Genomic DNA, 20,312 nt, shown 5'->3' with positions numbered 1-20,312 from the left:
TATACACTCTTGAAATCATCCATAATTTCCAACCTCTTCCCCAGAAATAATGCTTTTTAAATATACAATATTTTCCATATATACGCGATGGGTGATGCAACATCTTGAAGGACACCTCAAGGAATCTCATAAAGGCAAACCTGCATAGGACGGTCCAAAAACTTGCCGTTGCAGACAGTGATGAACCCTACCATAAGTAGCGTCGAGTTTTTTGGTAAAATGACAACGGAGGGATTATAGAAGGAAGTGGGGATGTGATTACATTGCGTCCAAAGCGTTTGGAGCCCTATACTCCAAGGCAAATACATGGTTCAGAAATGTTTCGGATACCTGAATGAAATGCAGCATTTTTACAATTGTATGATTCCAATCAAGGTTGTCATAACCATGGAAGGAGAGATTTTTTATGAATGTTGAAGAGGAGTGGATTCCAAAGATTAAAGATTGGGATTTAGCTTTTCGCATTTATCAAGTAGGGGATACCAAGGGATGGTGATTATAGGAAGTAGTAATAATCCGTTTCATGTTCGAAATGGGAGCGGGAATATCGAGTTTGAAAAGTACCAGTAAATGAAGAACGGGGAACTATGTAGCGACGGAGATCGGCTAGAACCACGGTTTTGATGTGACTAATGATGCCGGGAAATCAAAAAAGAACCTGGATAGTTTTATCAGGTTTTTCTTATTGCATATAAAAAGACACGATGATATAATCAAATTACGACTTTACCAAAATAAATGGTCGTAATTATGTTATCTTACAATTTAATTTTACCATGCAGGCGAACTCTTGTCAAATGTTTTTTCTTAATTTAATGGAGATAGGGGAGAGATGTTGAATGAGTACTTTGGTTCTCGGTTTTCAGGAAATGGAAAACACGCAGCTTTTGCTCGTTGGCGGAAAAGGGTTAAATTTAGGGAAATTATCAAAAATTGAAGGAATACAAGTACCAGAAGGATTTTGTGTTACAACGGTGGGATTTCAAAAAACCATCGAACAAAACGAAACGTATCATTCTTTGTTGGATCGACTAACCAAACTAAAAGTACAAGATCGAGATCAAATTGGTGAAATCAGCAGGGAGATTCGACAAATCATTATGGAAGTAGAAATTCCTTCCGATGTTGTGAAAGCAGTTACTCGCTATCTTTCCCAGTTTGGTGAGGAAAATGCTTATGCAGTGCGTTCTAGTGCGACTGCTGAAGATTTACCGCATGCCTCTTTTGCTGGCCAACAAGACACCTATTTAAATATCATCGGCAAAGAAGCAATCTTGCAGCATATCAGCAAATGTTGGGCTTCACTATTTACGGATCGCGCGGTAATTTACCGTATGCAAAACAGATTTGACCACAGCCAGGTTTATTTATCCGTTATCGTTCAAAGGATGGTTTTCCCACAGGCTTCAGGGATTTTATTTACCGCTGATCCGATTACTTCTAACCGAAAGCTCCTATCCATCGATGCCAGTTTTGGGCTTGGAGAAGCACTGGTCTCTGGCTTGGTATCTGCCGATTGTTATAAAGTACAGGAAGAGAAAATTGTCGATAAGATAATAGGAAGCAAAAAATTGGCTATCTATGGACTAAAAGAAGGTGGAACAGAGACACAGCATATCAATCCTGATCAGCAAAAGACTCAAACACTCACTGACCAACAAATTTTACAACTAGCACGCATAGGAAGACAGATCGAAGCTTATTTTGGTTGCCCACAAGATATCGAATGGTGTTTGGTTGATGATACCTTTTATATTGTCCAGAGTCGGCCGATCACTACTTTATACCCGATCCCTGAAGCGAATGATCAAGAAAATCACGTCTATCTATCCGTTGCTCATCAACAAATGATGACAGATCCAATAAAACCATTGGGATTGTCTTTTTACCTGTTAATTACTCCTGCACCTATGCGTAAAGCCGGTGGGAGGTTGTTTGTTGATGTTGCACCTAGACTGGCTACACCTGTCGGCCGGGAAACTTTATTAAATACGATGGGATCCGATCCGCTCATAAATGGCGCACTCATGACCATAATAGAGCGAGATTTTATAAAATTGTTACCAAATGATCAAACAGCACCGATTCCCAACAGAAGTAATACAGACATGCTGGTACAATTCGAGAACGATCCGACAATTGTTTCTGATTTAATTAAGCGTAGTCAAACATCGATAGAAGAGTTAAAACAAAACATCCAAGCGAAATCGGGATCGGATTTGTTTGATTTTATTCTGGAAGATATCCAGCAATTAAAGAAGATCTTATTTGACCCCCAAAGTTCGGCTGTGTTTATGGCTGCTATGAATGCCTCATCATGGATCAATGAGAAAATGAACGAGTGGTTAGGTGAAAAAAACGCAGCAGATACGCTTTCTCAATCTGTACCCAACAATATTACTTCGGAAATGGGTCTGGCGCTATTGGATGTCGCAGATGTGATTCGTCCATACCCTGAAGTCATTGATTATTTACAACATGTAAGCGATGATAATTTTTTGGATGAACTGGTTAAGTTTGAAGGTGGACAGGAAATCCAAGATGCTATCTATGCTTATCTCAGTAAGTACGGAATGCGATGTGCCGGAGAAATCGATATTTCTAAAACTCGTTGGAGTGAAAAACCGATTACACTCGTCCCGATGATTCTGGGTAACATCAAAAACTTTGAGCCTAATGCGAGCAATCAGAAGTTTGAGCAAGGGCGACAGGAAGCTTTGAAAAAAGAACAAGAGTTAATAGATCGATTGAAGCCATTACCGGATGGTGAACAAAAAGCCAAAGAAACAAAACGAATGATCGACCTAATCCGGAATTTCATCGGTTATCGGGAATATCCAAAATACGGCATGGTTAATCGCTACTTCGTTTATAAGCAGGCTTTACTGAAAGAAGCCGAACAACTCGTTCAAGCAGGCGTTTTTCATGAAAAAGAAGATATATATGATCTCACTTTTGAAGAACTTCACGAAGTCGTACGCACCAAAAAAGTGGATTACCAGATCATCATCAAACGAAAAGACGAGTACAAATTATATGAAAAACTAACTCCACCACGTGTTATCACGTCTGATGGTGAAATCATTACAGGTGAGTACAAACGAGAAAATCTCCCAGCCGAATCTATTGTAGGTCTACCTGTTTCTTCCGGAGTTATAGAGGGACGAGCACGTGTAATCTTGAACATGGAAGATGCTAATCTAGAAGATGGAGATATATTAGTCACATCCTTTACTGACCCTGGCTGGACACCATTGTTTATATCCATAAAAGGCCTAGTCACCGAAGTTGGTGGTCTGATGACTCATGGAGCAGTTATCGCACGTGAATATGGCTTGCCAGCAGTTGTCGGTGTGGAAAATGCTACCAAACTGATAAAAGATGGGCAACGAATTCGCGTGCATGGAACCGAAGGTTATATCGAAATATTGTAGGTAATAAAAGCAAATAAAAGAGCAAACAACACAACACCCAAATCAAAATCATTTGATTTGGGTGTTGTTTATTTATGAGAACTGGGGTTCCAGTGAAAGCAATTAGTTTGTTAACGCGTACACAAGCAAACAATAACCCCAACGAAAAACAAATCTTTTGAAGAGAATTAATTTATTTTTTATTTTTTCTTAAACTAAAAACTGATGGGGGGGGGGGAATTGGTTTTATAATCAAAACAAAAGGGGATTTTGGAAAAACAGGAAAAGAAGAAAAATTTAATTTTTAAGAATTCAATATATACATATTCACAAAACCCGTATTTTATACATATGTCTATAAATCGAAATAATCCCTCCCAATATGTTGTCGGACGACACAAACATTATCCCATAAAAGACACAAACATTGTCCTATTCTTGTCCTATTCTTTAGCTGGCTCCTCTGCGGCTGTTGTGTTGTTGTTTTTTTATTCTTAAAACCAATTCAATAGGTGTTATTATTTATGCAAACATGCGGCCACGGCCTATTGCATCCAATTACAATAGGCGTGTTTATAAGCTTTGGCTGCTGTTGTTTTTTTATTCTTAAACCAATAGATCTCAATATTGTCTTTTATTAAATCATCAGGAAAATGATAAAACACACAAGGAACAGTAAATATCTCTTTGGGTAAATTAGTTAATATATTTCTGTTAACTTTTATTTTCTCAATATTGGAATTAACATACCGCAATATATCAAAAAAACTTGTTAATGCAATCATAACAATAAAATGGTTTACTATCCACTTTAAAGCAGCCGTAAAATTGCAGTTTTTGAGGCTAGCTTTTTGTAAGTATTTTATTGAATAATCAAGTAATTTATGAATCTCATTTGTGAAAATATGCACAAGAATATCAAATTTTTTCAGCTTATTCTTTCCTGCCGGTCCCATTTCTCTTTGAACTAAATCAATATCTAATAAGGACCTTTTCCAATTCAAAAGTGTTACAGCATAAATGCATGTATCATTACTTTTTCCTTTGTCAGTTACTACCCTCTCAATACATTTTTGGTGCTTTACTATCACTCTATGTATCAGATATTTTTCTACACTTTTTACGGTTTGCCTTATAGATTCGTAAATCTCATCGTGTAAATTTTGAGTATTATTTAAATCGGATTTAATGGGGCGAAATTGTAATAAAGAAACTTGTTTATTCGCAAATGGATTTACTCCCCTACTCACTTCTAAAAACATGCTACGTATATTTTTATTATCAAGCAATATATTATTTGTTATATACATGTGAGCGATTCGATTATTTTCATCTATTTTTAAATTCACCCATTCTTTTAATTCAGCCCCACTAATATCTTGTTTAAATATCCAATTATTAAAATGATTTAATTTGATATTTGAAATTAATCCCCCGCATTTACATATGAAACCACTTTCTTGTTGACTTAAGGATGGTTCAAATAAAATAGAATCTCCACAAGATTGACAGGTGTTCATTAATGGACTCATATGATATGGACAATAATAAAATAATTTTATTTGGTGTAATAAACTATGGTATCCATATCTAAGACACTCGCTACAATAATGCAATTTGTTTCGCACCAGCATTGATTTCTCGATATTTTTTGGTAAAAATTTTGTCATCTCTTCAATTGAGTTTTGAGTATGACTATACAAGCAAATACCAAATGTATTTGTAATATGATTATTATTCAGTATCCCAAAATTTAATAAATCTTTAGTTTGAGTAGGATAGCCCAGATATGTTAATAGCTGTTTAGTATTTACTTTATTCACATACTTTGCTTTTTCAAGGATAGACCATACTGATTCATAACGTGATATCCAATTTTCATTCCAGGTAATAAACATGACTATCATCCTTCTCAGATTAAGAAATCCCCTGAATTTTTTTTAATATTTCTCTATATTTGAATAATCTCGGTTCAAGTATTTCAGCTGATCTATATCTACCCATATTCTTATAGCGTTCAATTTCAATTTCCATCTTTGATATCTGATCCAAATAATAATGTAAGAACGAAGAATCAACATAGAAACTCTGGCATTTATGATGAATGCAAGGCATTTCTATAAGTTGATGAATGTATTGACAATGTGATTGAGAAGGTCTAACGCAATATCCATGTTCCATCTTAAGTGACTCGTGGTTACGTCTTAACCATTCTTGATTTATCCCCTGTTCGTCGGCCATATTTTCAAGAAAGGTAGTGATTGTTTCCCCTGTTAATGGGTTTAAACGCAATCCATACATTTCTTTAGTCTCTTCCCACTTTTTATCTAAATCACGATCTTTAATTTGGGCACAGATCATGGCTAAGTATGGTGTTACTGTAGCAAATAGTTTTTGAACTTCAGGAACACTTTTGCCTGAAGCCAGTTGATTTATACCAAATCTATTTCTGAAAGCCCTGGAATTAAAATGTGCTGAATTGCCCATTTCGTCTTTAATATTGTTGTCCTTAGAAAAATTGTTGAGTTGCCTGTAAAAAGATATATATAAATATGGTTTCCCTGGTGCTTTGCCAGAGGTCTTCAGAAATAATAAATTCCTGGGGTTCATTTCCACCGGAAATCGAGTTTTTATAATTTTACGTTGATGCTTAATTATTTCTGCTATATCATTAGAAACTGGAATACTATGATTTTTCACAATTCTTTTGGTCACTTTTACACGAAAGCCTTCACTTGTTTCATGTAAACAATCTAGATCAAGTGTTAAAACATCATTCAAATTTAATCCTGTTGATTCTAGGATCAATAAGATAGGTATGTAATGAGGTATCATTTTATCTAGATTATCAATTACTTGTGCCCATATAAAATCTGTAATGATCTCATATTCTTCTATTTTTTTATTTTTAACAATTGGCCTGTCCTCTTGATAAATTAAGTTTCTAATTCCTTTTAGAGGAGCCTCTTCCCATTCGTATCTTTGTATGTAAGTCAAAAAGGTTTCCAAAATACCAATCATTCTCCATAAGTAATAGTCTGAAGAGGGTTTTCCCTTATATTTTGTGTCATTACCACCTAATTTACTTTCCTTTAGAAATATGTAATATTCCTCAATATCACCTCTTTCAAGGTTTTTCAAATGATTAAGTTCCGGATATTTCAAACAAAAAAATTCGAAAAATTTCCTTAGATGAAATACATCATTCCTTGCTGTTTGCCACGAAATAGAATTTTTTGTAAATAAACGATCTATAACATATTTTTTTAGGAGAGGCCTTAACTGAATGTCTATATTTTTAAATGTTAAATGAAAATCATTCCGTGTGTAAATATATGTAATACCTAAAACTCTCACATCCCATGTGTCTTTATTCAATTCTTCATTACCTTCGGCAGTAATTAGTTTATTATTTCCAGCATACTTATTTTCAGTGGCCATAATTTTATTTCTTTTCATATCTGTGACTTCCTTATCTCAAACTTAGATTTATAAAATCATTATCTCCAAGAAATTGATAACTTATAATTTAATAACCTAATCATAATAGAAATAACCGATTGCAGCAGCAACCGATTTAAGTATAATATCTATTTGATGTGTCTTAATTTATTATTTAATAATTATTTTTTCACAATTTTTTAAATCTATCGCACTCGGAACCGGTTTATATAATTCATCATAAAGTTAGAAATTTTGCTATCATCATTATTCAGCGCTAAAGATAAAGGATGTTGTGAGATTTCCGTACTATTTTTCCTTTTCGTCTTAGTTGAAGCATATGGACACTTTAAATTGATATTTTTCCAATGTATATCATCGTTCTTATTTCTCCAACTATAAAATTTAAATAATTTGGAGTATGGAATAATGATTAAGGGTTCGACTTTAGGGGCTTGATCCATTTCTATATTATTAGGAGTTCTATGTTGTGTGGAATATTGTTTTGCAAAGTACATCCATTTTGTAAAATGGCCTATCAAGAGCTCGCTACTATATTTCATTATAAGCCATCGTATTCCAGCAATCTGATTAACATTAATTACTTTAAATTCCGAAATATAACTTAATACTAAATCCAAAAGCCTATCCTCAATTAATTTTATGGGGAATTGTAGGACTTTTATATTTTGTTTAGAATATGCACCAATTGTTCTCTCAGTAAATACTCGGTCTGATTTGAAGAGTGAATGTTTCCAAAACACATAAGCATATGCATAGGGGCATATTTCAGGTATATCCTCCCCTTCCGACTTTGAAAGGCTTATAAATTTAGTTATACATGATCGATGCGTTGATAATATTCTCTTCCTTAAATTTTTATCGATTGCTTTAAATGTTTGTCTAACCGACTCGTATAAATCATCGCAGAGAATAAAATTATCATCCCCTCCATAAAGGATTTTTGCCTGATCAACTAAATCATTGCACTGCTCTTTCTTCAACTTTAAATTATGTATGTATGGAGCCATTTTCGAGAAGTTAAGATGATAGTTATCTTTTAAATCTGCCTCACATCCAAGTGATATTAATATACAACTGAGTATATCTTTTAAATCTCTTGCTGTTTCGAAATTTATAAAATAATTTATTTTGTCAATGTTCTTCACACCTAACCAGGGAAGTAAATTCAAATGGTAGTCAGTGAATTTCCAGCAGGTTATATCACGATTTAAATTCATATGTTGCAAATTACATTCGCAATTCTTTTTTTTCTCTAAAAGAAATGCAAATTGTAATTGCTTTTCACAATTAATACATATTGATTGCAAGAGCTTTTCATGAATTGGGCAGTAGTTTATTAATTTGAATTGATGTAGAAGGCTGTGAAACCCATCCCGAAGACAATCATTACACCAACGCAAATTATTATCAAAATAATTATTTCTGTGCCCTTCTGGGAGCCAAGACATAATATTCATCATGTATTGCTGATTTTCTTTTATCAAGTCATATCCGAATGATTTGGTTATAACATTAGCATCTAAACCACCAAGCAATAGCAAAGAACGGTTAGACAGACCAATCATTTGTTTTCCCTTTAAATTATCACGACAAAGTTTAAAGAAAGCATCTCTTGCTTCAATTCGATTACTTGCCATCAATTTATTAAGTATTGACCACATAGATTCATAAGGTTGAGTCCATTCATTGTTCCAACATATTACACTCATGTAATCTTTGTTCCTAATAAGTCCATCAATATTTCTGACTCCAAATATCCAGACTTCTTCACAGCAATATTCCAGTGTGATACTGTTGGCCAGTAGACGCCTTCACCTAGTGCCCCATGATGCTTCATTATGTTCTCAATTGCATTTGCGATATATTGCATCGGTATGTCAAATTTCTTTGACAACCCATTTTCAAGACGCAAATTAAGAAAAGCATTGTATAAATCATTACAAAAGCCGCTAAACCTCTCTCCTCGCTCGAACGCTTCAGGATAGAAAAACTTTGTGTATGAACATTTCGAGTTATCTGGAAATTCTGCAGTATCATAGCCATGAAGACATGCTTTGATTTCGTTTGCAGATGTCATACCTCGATATTGATGTTCGTTCACCATGAAACGACCAATAATTTGAGCTTTTTGCTGAAAAGCAAAACTGCTTCGCAATTGTTGAAGGGCTAATTGCCCTACAGATATGACAGTCATACTTATTTCCGCATTGTCTACACGATTATAAATGTCCATAAGCCAGTCATAATGTAGGCTAGATAATCTGTCCGCCTCATCCAGAAAAAGAACAACCCTTCTTTGTCCAGACCGTTCCCCCCTTTCAATAAATAGATTGACTATACGTTCCCTTTTTTCAGTTGCTTTACCATTCGACGCAAATGCATGGTTAAAGTCAGTAAGTAATTCCTTAAAGAAGACGTCTTCATTTGGTTTTGTATGTCTATTACATACTGCAGAGAAAATAGGTATATCTGCTCCTAATAAAGATGGAAGAACATTAAGAAGATACTTTAACGCTCTTGTTTTCCCAATTCTCGGTCTGCCATAGATGATTCCCCCAGGAGATCGATCCTCAATCATGCTTTTTACTTTTTGAAACATCTTTGTTATTTCACTGGTAGGAATAATGTATTGACCCGTTGATATAGGATGACAAGAAGAGGGTGTAATAGGATTTATTAATTTATGAATATCTATAGGTTGAAACTCTAAATCCTCCTTTTTAGGTCTAATCATATGTTTCATCTCTCCTATTCTAAAAAGAAATTGTTTTAAACTGTTCTAACAATACAAGCGAATCGTCTACTTCCTCCATAATACTTTGATTATATTGCTCGATCATTACATGATGTCTCTCTTTTTCCACTTCTTTCTCAAGTTTGTTTTTAGCCTGTTGTACAATTGCATATTTGTTAGCACTTCTTTTATTATTTTGAGAATCCATTACCAGAAACTCTTGATATATTGAGACTGGACAATCATGCTCAGTGAAGTGAATTATTTTTAGTCTTTTTAGTTTCATGATTTCCTTTCTCATTTTTATAGAGTGGGGAACAACCCCCCACCTTCCAGTAGCAACTAACATGCCAAACTCACTACCATCTGGAAGGTAAGCTTTAAGAAATCTGATATCATCAACACAAACATGTAATTCTAACTTTGTACCGATTAAATCAGCTGCATGAGATAAAATTTCGTTTCTATATTCTACTCCTTCATAATAGATGTGAGGTCGTTTGCCGCTTTCAATATTGCCACTTATTTTTCTGGAAGTATTTATTTGCAAGAAAGATAACTCCGATCGGAGATTTTCAGACATTACTTTTGGTAGCATTCCCCGTTCTAATCTTTGTTCCATTGCTTGTAATGGACTCAAATTATCAAGACCATAATGTGGCATTCCATTGTAATTTGAAATTAACACATCACTAAGTTGTTCCAAATGCTCAAGGCTTATGTAAAATTGTATTGCTTTTTTGTCGGGTTCATTTCTTCGTGGATCTTTAAAATGACTCCCAGTTGTACTAGGCGAACGATGAAATCCATTTTCCTCTAGTGTTTGAAAAAAACGTTCAATATAAGGTCTTCTCATCGGTTTAGCCACGGGTCCAGGATTTGTGTTACATCGGATTAGGTTATGCATTCTATCCTTTACTAATTTTGAAAGATTGGACTTTGCATTGTCTAAACTGCATGCTTCCCAAGTGGCCCATTCCGCCTCCTTGAATACCTCTGACGGATAACCACCAGTATCGTGATATGTTAAGCCCGGTATCGTTAGATTCAATTTCGTTTTTGGAACAATTGCATTGCGAGCACATATCATTACATCAGCTGCTGTATATTCCTTATTTAAGCTGATGTATTTACCCAATACGTTTCGTGTAGCAACATCCAGAAAAGCTAAGATCCATACTCTCTCAGTAACTGTCCAAATAACATCACCAGCTAATGTTTGAAGTTTAATTGCAAAAACTGCATCTATTCGGTGTCCATCAAATTGTACAATTTGGTAAGGTCTTATGATTTGTGGTTCGTTCTGTTCACCAATTCCTGAGTTTTGTGCTTTTTGAGCAGAATCTGTACCGTATCGCTCAGATGCTTTGCCGAAATGAGTATCCCTCACCTTTTTCAAATACCTTTGTAATGAGCGGTATCCTTGATCCTCTGTATTAAAGGGATATTCATTCATTGCGATTGCCTGTTCTTTGCAAGAATTAATAAAATGCCTGTATATGTTCTTTGGTCTCATAACAGGATCCCTGGCTTCTTTATTAAGTCGGCCAAGATAAAGACTCACAATCTTTTCCTCTATATTAGGATATTTCTTTAATAATAAAGTGAACTCCCCCGTCTTTGCTTTATTATTCAGACCTTTATTGGACTTTAATTTTGTGTACTCTTTAATTTTTTTCTGAGGAATAAGCGCTCTAAACCCCCAAATTACACCATTTGGGTTTAAAGCAAGACATCTATGCACTAACCTTCTTAAATTCCTTGGTTCAATACCTGTTATTTCATGAATTTCTTTTTGAGTGAGTGCGTTTTCAAAGTATAATTTCATTGCTTTTTTTCTTAGATCAAAGATTTTACGATCAAATCCATTCAAACATAGAGTATCGACAGATGGCCATAGGTCTATATGCAACTGCTCAGGTAAAATATTCGGGTTTTCTATTAGCTTTTGTCTCGACATGTCCAAACCTCCGTATTGTTTCCTAGCGTCACTGTTTCAATATTTGATTTAACATTACCATGATAAATATGCCAGAAGATCAATTCGTGAATTTGATAAACGTTGAGTTCTGGTAACCATTGAGCAATAGTAAAAAAAGATGTTGGTTGATCCGTTAGATATTTAATAAATTGCTCCGAAAAGGATAATGTTGCAATATTGGTGTCTTTGACAAACGACAAGATGCGTTTTTTGTTATCGAGAAGAATGCGATTCTTACGAATATCCTGTTCGGTCTTAATACTGTGTTTGACTCCTTGCTCTGCACACCATTCTTTTTGAACTTCGATTTGTTCTACATTCCTTTCATAATTCTTATGCCCAGGCTTAAGTTCATTAGAGTACTTAACTTCTATAAACTCTTCACCAGTAAGCCGGTGATGCAACCACATATCGAAAATCGTTCCTTTCAACTTCCCACCAATCACAAAATTTACTTTGCATGGTTGTTCACAATAATCAATGATTTCAGGATCAGTTTCAATTAGTATCCAATTATCATATTCTAAATTACTGTATGAAGAAACGATACGATCATATTTGAAACTTATACCTTCCCAATAATTACTGCCGTAATGCTTGTTACGTGGAAGTCTGATTGGATTATACATTGTCATCACCTATTAGTTTTCTTCTCCATAAATTTAGAATTATAAACATATACAAAAAAATTAACTGCCTCATTAGTGTAGTCTATCAATCTATTAATCTGTCAATAATGATATTTAGAAACAAATAGGAGGAGATAGACCTATGGAACACACAATTTACATTCAGATAGGCAATAAAATACGAGCTTTACGAAAAGCCCAAGGACTTACACAAGGTGACATTGGGAAAATCATCGGGCTTTCAAGAGCCTCAGTTACTAATATTGAAAAAGGACGCCATAAAGTTCAGTTACATGTTTTATATGACATATCACAAGCACTTCACACGGACCTTATTGAGATCATTTCTTGAAATTAACGATTTGTAGGGTATTACTAATTAACTCAGATGAACTACTAAACTAATTTCTATTCTTAATAGATTTGGATTGTTGAGATAATTGTTCTTTAATATTTTTTATTGCTTCAAAATATCCTTGGATATACTCTTCGCTGACGATTTTTGGTTCATCAATGGATGTCGCAACTTCTATTTCATTTAAATCAAATAGCATGATTTCAGTTAGATCAGACTGGCGATACAATATTGGAACTTGCCATTCTCCGTACAAAGCTACATTTTCAAACCAGTTATTTTTAATCATTAATGAGTTTGAAAACAATTTATTACGGAATTTTAAACCATGTGAAGTGACAGTAGCCAAACCAAATTGAATTTTATTTAACATCAAGTTAAACAAACCTCCATTTATTGAAATTATTTTAATGAAATAATGTTAATTCCATCTGTTTATTTCATGTTTCTGAAATATTAGTATTAACTCTTGAAGATTATCTTGATAGGTGTTTAATAAATGGCTTTCCCTACTATCCTGTAGAGCAGACACTTCTGTACTAGTAGCGACTTCGATGGATTGTAAATCAAATAGTAGTACTTCATTATGAATTTGTGAATGAAATAATATAGGGATCTCCCATGCACCATAAATGGATGCATGCTCAAACCAGCCGCATCGTATCATTGCTTCGTTCGTGTAGGAGCGTTCTTCAAATAAAAGCCCTTCAGGTGTTATTTGGGCCAAACCAAATTGAAGTTTTGATTCATTGTTTTTTTTCATGTTTTATCCCTCCTTTACTACATGTATAACCAAATAATTTAATATTAATACTTATATGTATCAAAATAAAAATATGATATTTAACAGTCGGTGTCCCCCTGCAATTCCATTGTTTACACTGACATTAGAGGTGTAATCATGGAAAACCAAATTCTCAAATTAGTAGGCCATCGAATTAGGGACATTAGAAAACAAAAAGGTCTCACTCAAGAACAATTGGGTGAATTGGCAGGTTTTCATTTTTCATATATTGGTGGTATTGAACGTGCGGAGAAAAATGTTTCGTTACTGAACCTTCAAAAAATAGCTAATTCTCTCCAAGTCCAGACACACGAATTGTTTTTGTTTGAAAAGAACCTTCGTTCTTCTAAAGGCGAAAAAGAGATCTTAATGAATCAAATTAATGAGCTGCTTTGGCCGTTAGATAAGAAAGACATAAAAAAAGTGAAATGGTTTATTACTGAGATAATTGAAGAAAATTAGTCGAAAACGTAAAAGGAAAAGACAGACACCTAGAGAAAATAAGGTGTCTGTCTTTCCCTTTCATAAATCAGATGTTTTGTTAAACCATTTAATTATACGAAACATGACGATACATTAAGTCGTTAAATATTTGCGTAGACAACCAGTCCGCTCCATGCTAGAATAAATCTAAATCCAGAAGCACTGGTACAAAGAAAGGCCTGAATGGAAGCATCCTCAGGCCTTTTTCGTTTTTCTATGTCTTGATCATTCCCCACAGATGAGTAAACTCTGCTTTGAGTACATGGGCTATTCCTATCCTTCCCTCCCCTCCATCCCATCATAGGAATCGATTGTATTTAATTTAAAGCGTTGCGCCTCCACTTGTAATACAGTACCTTATACAAAGCGGTTCTCGAATTATCCGAAAATAGTCAGTTTGACGGGCACATTTCTTTTCATCGATTCCCGAAGTGCTGCTGATACCAGCTCCAATTCTTGCTCGTCGAGCTCGGGCTGTTTTTAGCCTTGGTCGCCTGTAGTTGTTTAATAGATTGCTCATGATGCTGTGGGAGCATCAAAAGGCTTGACTCCCACAAACCATTGCCTTTCAGTTTCTTGCTCTTAATAATGTCCTCCAATTTTTTGCGATCTCTCCATTGCCTGGCCAGAAGTTGTAAGTGAAGATGCCATCACTATGGCTGTACTGCCAAACCGATCCTTTATTTTATCGGTGACTTTTCGAGTGCTCTGGGCTTTACCTGCCACAAAGATTGCTAAGCATCACTTGAACACGACGTAACAGCATTTTGTCCCAGTATCGATAAAATAGTACCTCAGCTGCTTCAAAAACTGAATTCGTGCTACGTGTCGGGTCAGAAATTTTCATCTGGCGCAAAAAGCTAGTTGGCTCCTCGTAGGAGGTGGAAAAAATCTATCTCTGATTCAATTTAAATAAGCTGTAGCGTGATTATAATATCGAAAAGCACTTTATTAAGATTTTAATTAATAGATATCAGACAGCTTTCTAATTTTCATTATATACTAGGATTCTAACCAATAAAATTTGATCGTTCTTTCATAAAATCGCTTAAAATATAATCATACATCATGCTAAATAACAGTTACTAGATCCACTCGTTGGAGTCCCTAGGATAAAGCAGAATATGAATCATGATATATCGGTAAGTGATGCCAAATTATTTAGATATATAGGAGGTTTAGTATGATTGAAATTACAGGTAATGATATAAAAGAATTAAACGATACAGATCTTAGATCACTTGTTGGCCTTCTTTGCGAAGCAGAGTTGCGTTCTGCAGGTTTACCTGTCGCTGGGGTTACTTGGGGTGGCCATCAAAATGCAAGTGATGGTGGGCTTGATGTGCGTGTTGAGATAACTGCTGCTTTACATAATGACAGTTTTATACCAAGGTCAGGTACAGGATTTCAAGTGAAAAAACCTGATATGCCACGTTCTGAAATTATCTCTGAAATGCGTCCAGAAGGTGAACTTAGACAAGTAATTAAAGATTTAGCAGATACCGATGGAGCCTATATTATTGTTAGTAGTCAAGGATCAACATCGGACTTATCATTAAGAAATAGAAAAGCAGCGATGCAGCATGCAGTATCTGATTACGCAAATTCTTCACGAATCAAGCTTGATTTCTACGACCGTGAACGAGTGGCTGGGTGGGTTCGTACACATCCCGCACTTGTTCTATGGGTAAGAGAAAAAATCGGACGACCAATTCATGGATGGAAAACATACGACAATTGGGCTAACTGTCCCGGAGGTATTGAAGAAGAGTACATTACTGATGCACATGTTCGATTATATAATGCCACAAATACAAATCCAGAAGGTATCTCCATAGTAGATGGTATAAATGAACTTAAAAATATACTTATCCGGCCAGGGTCCTCGGTTCGTTTAGTTGGGTTGTCTGGAGTGGGTAAAACTCGACTGATACAAGCTTTGTTTGATGAACGAATCTGTGAAAAGCCATTAAATCGATCTCAAGTATTTTACTCTGACAGTAGTGACAGTCCCTTTCCAGACCCAAGAAATTTTGCTGAGAGATTAATTGCCCTACAAAACCCAATTGTACTTGTTATTGATAATTGTCCACCAGATTTGCATAGACGATTAACCTCCATATGTTCAGCGGCAGGAAGTCTAATTAGTTTGATTACAATTGAGTATGACGTCAGAGAAGATCAACCTGAAGAAACAGAAGTATATCATCTTGAACCAGCTTCAGTTGAATTAATTGAAAAGGTTATGCTTGCACGATTTGGTCACATTAGCCAAGTAAGCGTACGTACAATAGCTGAATTCTCCGGTGGAAATGCACGTATTGCTATCACCCTAGCAAGAACTATTGAAAGAGGAGAGGATATTTCCAGGCTAAGAGACCAAGAATTATTTGAAAGATTATTTTTTCAACGAAATATACCAGACAGTAAATTACAAAAAGCAGCAGAAGTTTGTTCCCTTGTGTATTCATTCGATTGCAGAACTGGAGAAGACGAAAATACTGAACTTACGCTCTTGGGATCCTTATTAGAAATGAGTGTTCGAGAACTTTACGAAAATATTAGTGAATTGAAACGTCGTGATCTTGTACAACAAAGAAGTAATTGGAGAGCTGTTTTACCTCACGCAGTTGCTAACCGTCTTGCCGCAAGAGCATTGGAAAACATCCCGAATAGCGATATCACTAAAATTTTTCTAAGTGGAGGTTCTGAGAGGTTGTTAACTTCCTTCTCTAGACGACTAGGTTACCTTCATAATTGTGCTGCTGCAAAAGAAATTGTACGCGATTGGCTGTCTGATACAGGCATTTTACGAGATATTAGAAATTTAGATGAACTTGGTATTAACTTGTTTAGAAATATCGCTCCGGTGGATCCTGCGTTAATCCTCTTTACTATTGAGAATGTTGTTAATCAAAAAGACGATGAATATTTTTTCACTCGAAAAAATAATCATTTTAGATATTTCACACGACTTCTTAGATCTATAGCATATGATCAAGAATTATTCGAGAGATCTACCCATCTTCTGTGCCAATTTGCATTGTCGGAAAATTCAAATGAAAACACTGATTCAATAAGAAGTTTATTAAATTCGCTTTTTTATATCTATTTATCCGGTACTCACGCTACTCCTGTACAAAGATTAAATCTTATTTCTAGATTAATAGAATCTGAATCTGAAGTTCGAGTAAACTTGGGCGTTTCATTGTTAAGTGCGGCATTAGAGTCTTGGCATTTTAGTTCTCCATACAATTTTGAATTTGGTGCTCACGCAAGAGATTTTGGGTATTCACCGAAAAATAAAGAAGATATAAAGGAATGGTATAAATTATTTCTTGATTACGTCGTAACAGTGGCCGTTTCTGAAAATCCTGCTTCAATTAAACTTATGAGTCTTTTGGCTAAGAAGTTCCGAGGTCTATGGACAAGGGCTGCCATGTATGATGAATTGGAGACTGCTGTAAGAACCATTTCGGCAAAGGTTAGTTGGAGTGAGGGATGGGTTACTGTTAAGAGTACTAAACGGTATGATGGAAAGAATATGAAACTGGATATAATATCTAGATTGGATAAATTAGCCGACCTTTTAGAGCCGATTAATCTTTTAGATCAAATCAAATTATACACTCTATCTGGGACTAGAACTACACTTGACTTGGTCGATACAGTTGATGATGAGAACGCAAGCGATATTTATGCACTGGTAGAAGAAAAAACTCGTTCATTTGGACGCAAAATTAGAACACAAATGAATATTTTTAACGAGCTATTACCCGAGCTTTTAAGTAATGATGGCATAAGGATATTTGATTTCGGACAAGGTTTAGCAGAAGGAAATGATGATCCAAGAGATATTTGGGATGATATCTTGGGTCAATTATTGTTAATTGATGAATCTAGACGTAATTACCAGTTACTTAGAGGTTTTTTAAATACACTTTCTAAAACAAATACTACTCTGTCCGAGGCTTTGTTAGACGAAGCTATTACTAATAAGGTTTTATCTGTTGCATTTCCGTTTATCCAAACCAGCGTAGACATCACCCAAAAAGGGGTATCCCGGCTTATGCAATCACTTGAACTTGGGGACGCACCAATTTGGCAATATGGAAATTTAGCCTACGGGAAAACACATGAAACAATTGATGATATCGATATTTGTGAATTGTTGAGAAAAATATCTTCCCAGAGTGAAGGTATAGATGTTGCTATTGATATTCTTCAAATGAGACTTCATGGAAAGACAAAAAATGATGTTAGCGAATTAATTGCTACATTAGGACAAGAATTACTCGTCCACTATACATTTTCTCGTAAGAACGCTTTGCGAAAGGACTATACACTAGCAAACATTATCGACTGTTGTTTCGATAACGAAGCCGGGACCGAAAACGCTCGCATAGTTCTTACGAAAATTGCGATAGCATTGGAAAATTATGATATTTCCACTACAGATTATGATCAAAGTTTATATTCACTAGCTTCTTCAAATGCATTAGTCTTCATGGATGTTTTCCTTGGCAAAAGCGATCATCTAAATTATCGGATAGCCCAATTGTTCTCAGAGGATATTGCAACGCAACGTAATCCGATATTAGCTATTAAAGATGAAGTTATCCTAAGATGGTGTAATGTTGATCCTACCACAAGGTATCCAGTAGCCGTGTCAGTTATTGTACCATATAGAAATTTTGGCACTGGTCTGCAGTGGACCCCACTTGCAATGAATTTAATTGATAACTCCTCTGATCCAATTCTCATTTTAAACAAGTTAAAGTCAACCTTTAGGCCAACGTCATGGAGTGGGTCACGGTCAGAGATACTACAGACCCGATTACCGTTGTTGTTAGAACTTCAAAACCATGAAGATCCTATTATTAGGGATTGGGCTATACAGGAAGAAAGGATATTTGTTGAGGAAATTCGTTTAGAACGTGAGTGGGAGTTGAAACATGAAAGGGAGCGAAATGAACGATTTGAATAGTGGTTGAAAGCCACCCACTTATTTCTCTTAATAAATTAAGCCAGATGGAGGTTTTCCGTCTGGCCTCTTCATGATTATGTTTGCCACACATCTGCTTTTACCGGTTATATATGTTAGTTACAAGACCATCAGCGAAGCTGAAATAATAATTACACTTTCTTATTCGCACTCAACCCCATTTTTATCCCTGTATAAACTTAGTGCTGTAACCTGGACCACCTTCATACAATGGTGCAAAAAGAAGTCATCACCCCGTCGGACGTTTATCCAGGTACGTAATTTATATGATCATTTATTTAAACTTTAAATTTGTACTCATCTCATTAAGGATTTTTTTTACCTTATTTTCAGTTACAGCATCGGAATCACTAATTGAAGGCAATTTTTCTATTGTATAATCAATGAAATTATTTGAAATGTATTTTTTACATCAACTGGCAGAGAACGTGATACTTTAATTACATTATCGATGGATTGACCACATTCTTTAAAGCTCTTAATATTAGTCGCTTTATGAAACCTTTTAATTTTGCTAATTATTATTTTCTCATCTTGAGATAAGAAATTATGTTTCATTAAATTAGGTTTCTATGTTTATCTTAGGATGAATTGTGAAGAGTAGTTTTCTTGAGAAATCTTTGTAGTGTTTATAACTCTTATCATAATCATTAAGATATCTTGCCTTAGTTCCAATTATTTCAACATGTCTACAAGTTGAAGAAATCCATTTGTTAAGATCCTCTAGCACAATTATTTCTTGAAAGAATCCAGAACTGAGTATTAAAGTATCAGTATCAGGTGCTTCAATTAATCTTTTCAAATTTGATTTAAAATAACTCTTTGATTTCTCAGTTCTAACCGTTATCTCAATGCCCAATTTAGAAATTCCTCCTATTAATTAAATCCAAATGCAAGGTAAATCCCACTTAGGACTTAAGTGTCACCTCAATCATTGTTATTGGCAGGTCACTGAAAAATAGTGGGCTGTGTCTTGCGCTTGCAGGATCTCTTTTGGGTTAATTGTATCGTCCTATGTATTAAGATCAAACCGCAATAGTTTGAAATGGCATGAGAGATTCTCAGTGAAAGGAACCCAAGGCAGTTTTTCAATGTTTTCTGAATCATAATCGGTTTGCTCATTCTGTTCCCACTTCATCAGCTTCACTCACGACCTTTCCATCACCTAGCTTTGGCATTCTAATCATTAATCGTTCGGTAATCGTTCGGTGTAAAACTCGTTTGGAATATCAATCATAATTGGGTTCATTAACATCCCCCTTTGGTTTATTCCTATCATACAAAATAATCCATAATAGTTTTGGGAACGAGTAGGCCGTCTCCCCCGATATTTACGCCGTCGCGAACAACCGAGATCCGGAACGCGTTTCCTGTCAGTCCCATTACCATCGGCAGCGTCGGTCGTTGCTCCGTATACCCGAGCATGCGATACATTGCCCATCCCACTGAAGTCCAAGACCCTG

The 20,312-nt window shown here is 35.3% G+C and carries 15 protein-coding genes; 4 read left to right on the top strand and 11 right to left on the bottom strand.

Annotated features, from left to right (window positions below; all coding sequences use genetic code 11):
* The first annotated feature begins 839 nt into the window (after positions 1–839).
* Positions 840–3,434 carry a phosphoenolpyruvate synthase gene (gene ppsA, locus J2Z66_RS13495; protein WP_209971966.1) on the top strand — a complete coding sequence of 865 codons (2,595 nt, stop codon included), beginning with the start codon at positions 840–842 and terminating at the stop codon, positions 3,432–3,434.
* Positions 3,435–3,958: 524 nt separating this feature from the next.
* On the opposite strand, the gene J2Z66_RS13490 is transcribed toward ppsA, so the two are convergent.
* The 6 genes from J2Z66_RS13490 to J2Z66_RS13465 all read right to left on the bottom strand — a co-directional run bounded on the left by J2Z66_RS13490 (position 3,959) and on the right by J2Z66_RS13465 (position 12,222).
* Positions 3,959–5,311 (bottom strand): hypothetical protein, encoded by a 1,353-nt coding sequence (locus J2Z66_RS13490; RefSeq protein WP_209971965.1) that lies wholly within the window; start codon positions 5,309–5,311, stop codon positions 3,959–3,961.
* A gap of 19 nt (positions 5,312–5,330) precedes the next feature.
* The gene (locus J2Z66_RS13485) at positions 5,331–6,872 is read right to left on the bottom strand and encodes a tyrosine-type recombinase/integrase (RefSeq protein ID WP_209971964.1); all 1,542 of its coding nucleotides are present in this window, start codon (positions 6,870–6,872) and stop codon (positions 5,331–5,333) included.
* A 188-nt stretch (positions 6,873–7,060) separates the two neighbouring features.
* Positions 7,061–8,587: a TniQ family protein gene (locus tag J2Z66_RS13480; protein WP_209971963.1), complete on the bottom strand. Its 1,527-nt coding sequence runs from the start codon at positions 8,585–8,587 to the stop codon at positions 7,061–7,063.
* The gene (locus J2Z66_RS13475) at positions 8,584–9,612 is read right to left on the bottom strand and encodes an ATP-binding protein (RefSeq protein WP_209971962.1); all 1,029 of its coding nucleotides are present in this window, start codon (positions 9,610–9,612) and stop codon (positions 8,584–8,586) included. The genes J2Z66_RS13480 and J2Z66_RS13475 overlap by 4 nt, the downstream gene beginning before the upstream one ends.
* A 19-nt stretch (positions 9,613–9,631) precedes the next feature.
* Complete coding sequence (locus tag J2Z66_RS13470; RefSeq protein WP_209971961.1) at positions 9,632–11,572, bottom strand: TnsB C-terminal domain-containing protein; 1,941 nt, start codon at positions 11,570–11,572, stop codon at positions 9,632–9,634.
* Positions 11,554–12,222, bottom strand: coding sequence for a TnsA endonuclease N-terminal domain-containing protein (locus J2Z66_RS13465; protein WP_209971960.1), 669 nt, complete (start codon positions 12,220–12,222; stop codon positions 11,554–11,556). The genes J2Z66_RS13470 and J2Z66_RS13465 overlap by 19 nt, the downstream gene beginning before the upstream one ends.
* Before the next feature lie 142 nt (positions 12,223–12,364).
* Between J2Z66_RS13465 and J2Z66_RS13460 the strand changes: the two genes are divergently transcribed.
* A complete protein-coding gene (locus tag J2Z66_RS13460) occupies positions 12,365–12,574 on the top strand; it encodes a helix-turn-helix domain-containing protein (RefSeq protein WP_209971959.1) in 210 nt (69 codons plus the stop codon).
* A gap of 49 nt (positions 12,575–12,623) precedes the next feature.
* Here J2Z66_RS13460 and J2Z66_RS13455 read toward each other — a convergent pair whose 3' ends face one another.
* Together J2Z66_RS13455 and J2Z66_RS13450 are read right to left on the bottom strand one after the other, a co-directional pair.
* Positions 12,624–12,953 carry a hypothetical protein gene (locus J2Z66_RS13455; protein ID WP_209971958.1) on the bottom strand — a complete coding sequence of 110 codons (330 nt, stop codon included), beginning with the start codon at positions 12,951–12,953 and terminating at the stop codon, positions 12,624–12,626.
* 45 nt (positions 12,954–12,998) lie between these two features.
* Positions 12,999–13,340, bottom strand: coding sequence for a hypothetical protein (locus J2Z66_RS13450; RefSeq protein WP_209971957.1), 342 nt, complete (start codon positions 13,338–13,340; stop codon positions 12,999–13,001).
* Between the two features lie 138 nt (positions 13,341–13,478).
* Here J2Z66_RS13450 and J2Z66_RS13445 point away from each other — a divergent pair, with 138 nt between their 5' ends.
* A complete protein-coding gene (locus J2Z66_RS13445; protein ID WP_209971956.1) occupies positions 13,479–13,823 on the top strand; it encodes a helix-turn-helix domain-containing protein in 345 nt (114 codons plus the stop codon).
* A 736-nt stretch (positions 13,824–14,559) separates the two neighbouring features.
* Here J2Z66_RS13445 and J2Z66_RS44065 read toward each other — a convergent pair.
* Positions 14,560–14,700 carry a DinB/UmuC family translesion DNA polymerase gene (locus tag J2Z66_RS44065; protein WP_209971955.1) on the bottom strand — a complete coding sequence of 47 codons (141 nt, stop codon included), beginning with the start codon at positions 14,698–14,700 and terminating at the stop codon, positions 14,560–14,562.
* 327 nt (positions 14,701–15,027) lie between these two features.
* On the opposite strand from J2Z66_RS44065, the gene J2Z66_RS13435 reads away from it, so the two are divergent.
* Positions 15,028–18,831, top strand: coding sequence for a hypothetical protein (locus tag J2Z66_RS13435; RefSeq protein WP_209971954.1), 3,804 nt, complete (start codon positions 15,028–15,030; stop codon positions 18,829–18,831).
* 580 nt (positions 18,832–19,411) lie between these two features.
* Here J2Z66_RS13435 and J2Z66_RS13430 read toward each other — a convergent pair.
* Positions 19,412–19,708, bottom strand: a complete 297-nt coding sequence (locus J2Z66_RS13430; RefSeq protein ID WP_209971953.1) for a hypothetical protein — start codon at positions 19,706–19,708, stop codon at positions 19,412–19,414.
* A 416-nt stretch (positions 19,709–20,124) separates the two neighbouring features.
* Positions 20,125–20,283: a hypothetical protein gene (locus tag J2Z66_RS13425; protein ID WP_209971952.1), complete on the bottom strand. Its 159-nt coding sequence runs from the start codon at positions 20,281–20,283 to the stop codon at positions 20,125–20,127.
* Positions 20,284–20,312 lie beyond the last annotated feature (29 nt).

This window comes from Paenibacillus eucommiae (assembly GCF_017874215.1).
GTDB classification, from domain to species: Bacteria; Bacillota; Bacilli; order Paenibacillales; family NBRC-103111; genus Paenibacillus_AI; species Paenibacillus_AI eucommiae.
This window is presented reverse-complemented; position numbering and strand designations above follow the sequence as displayed.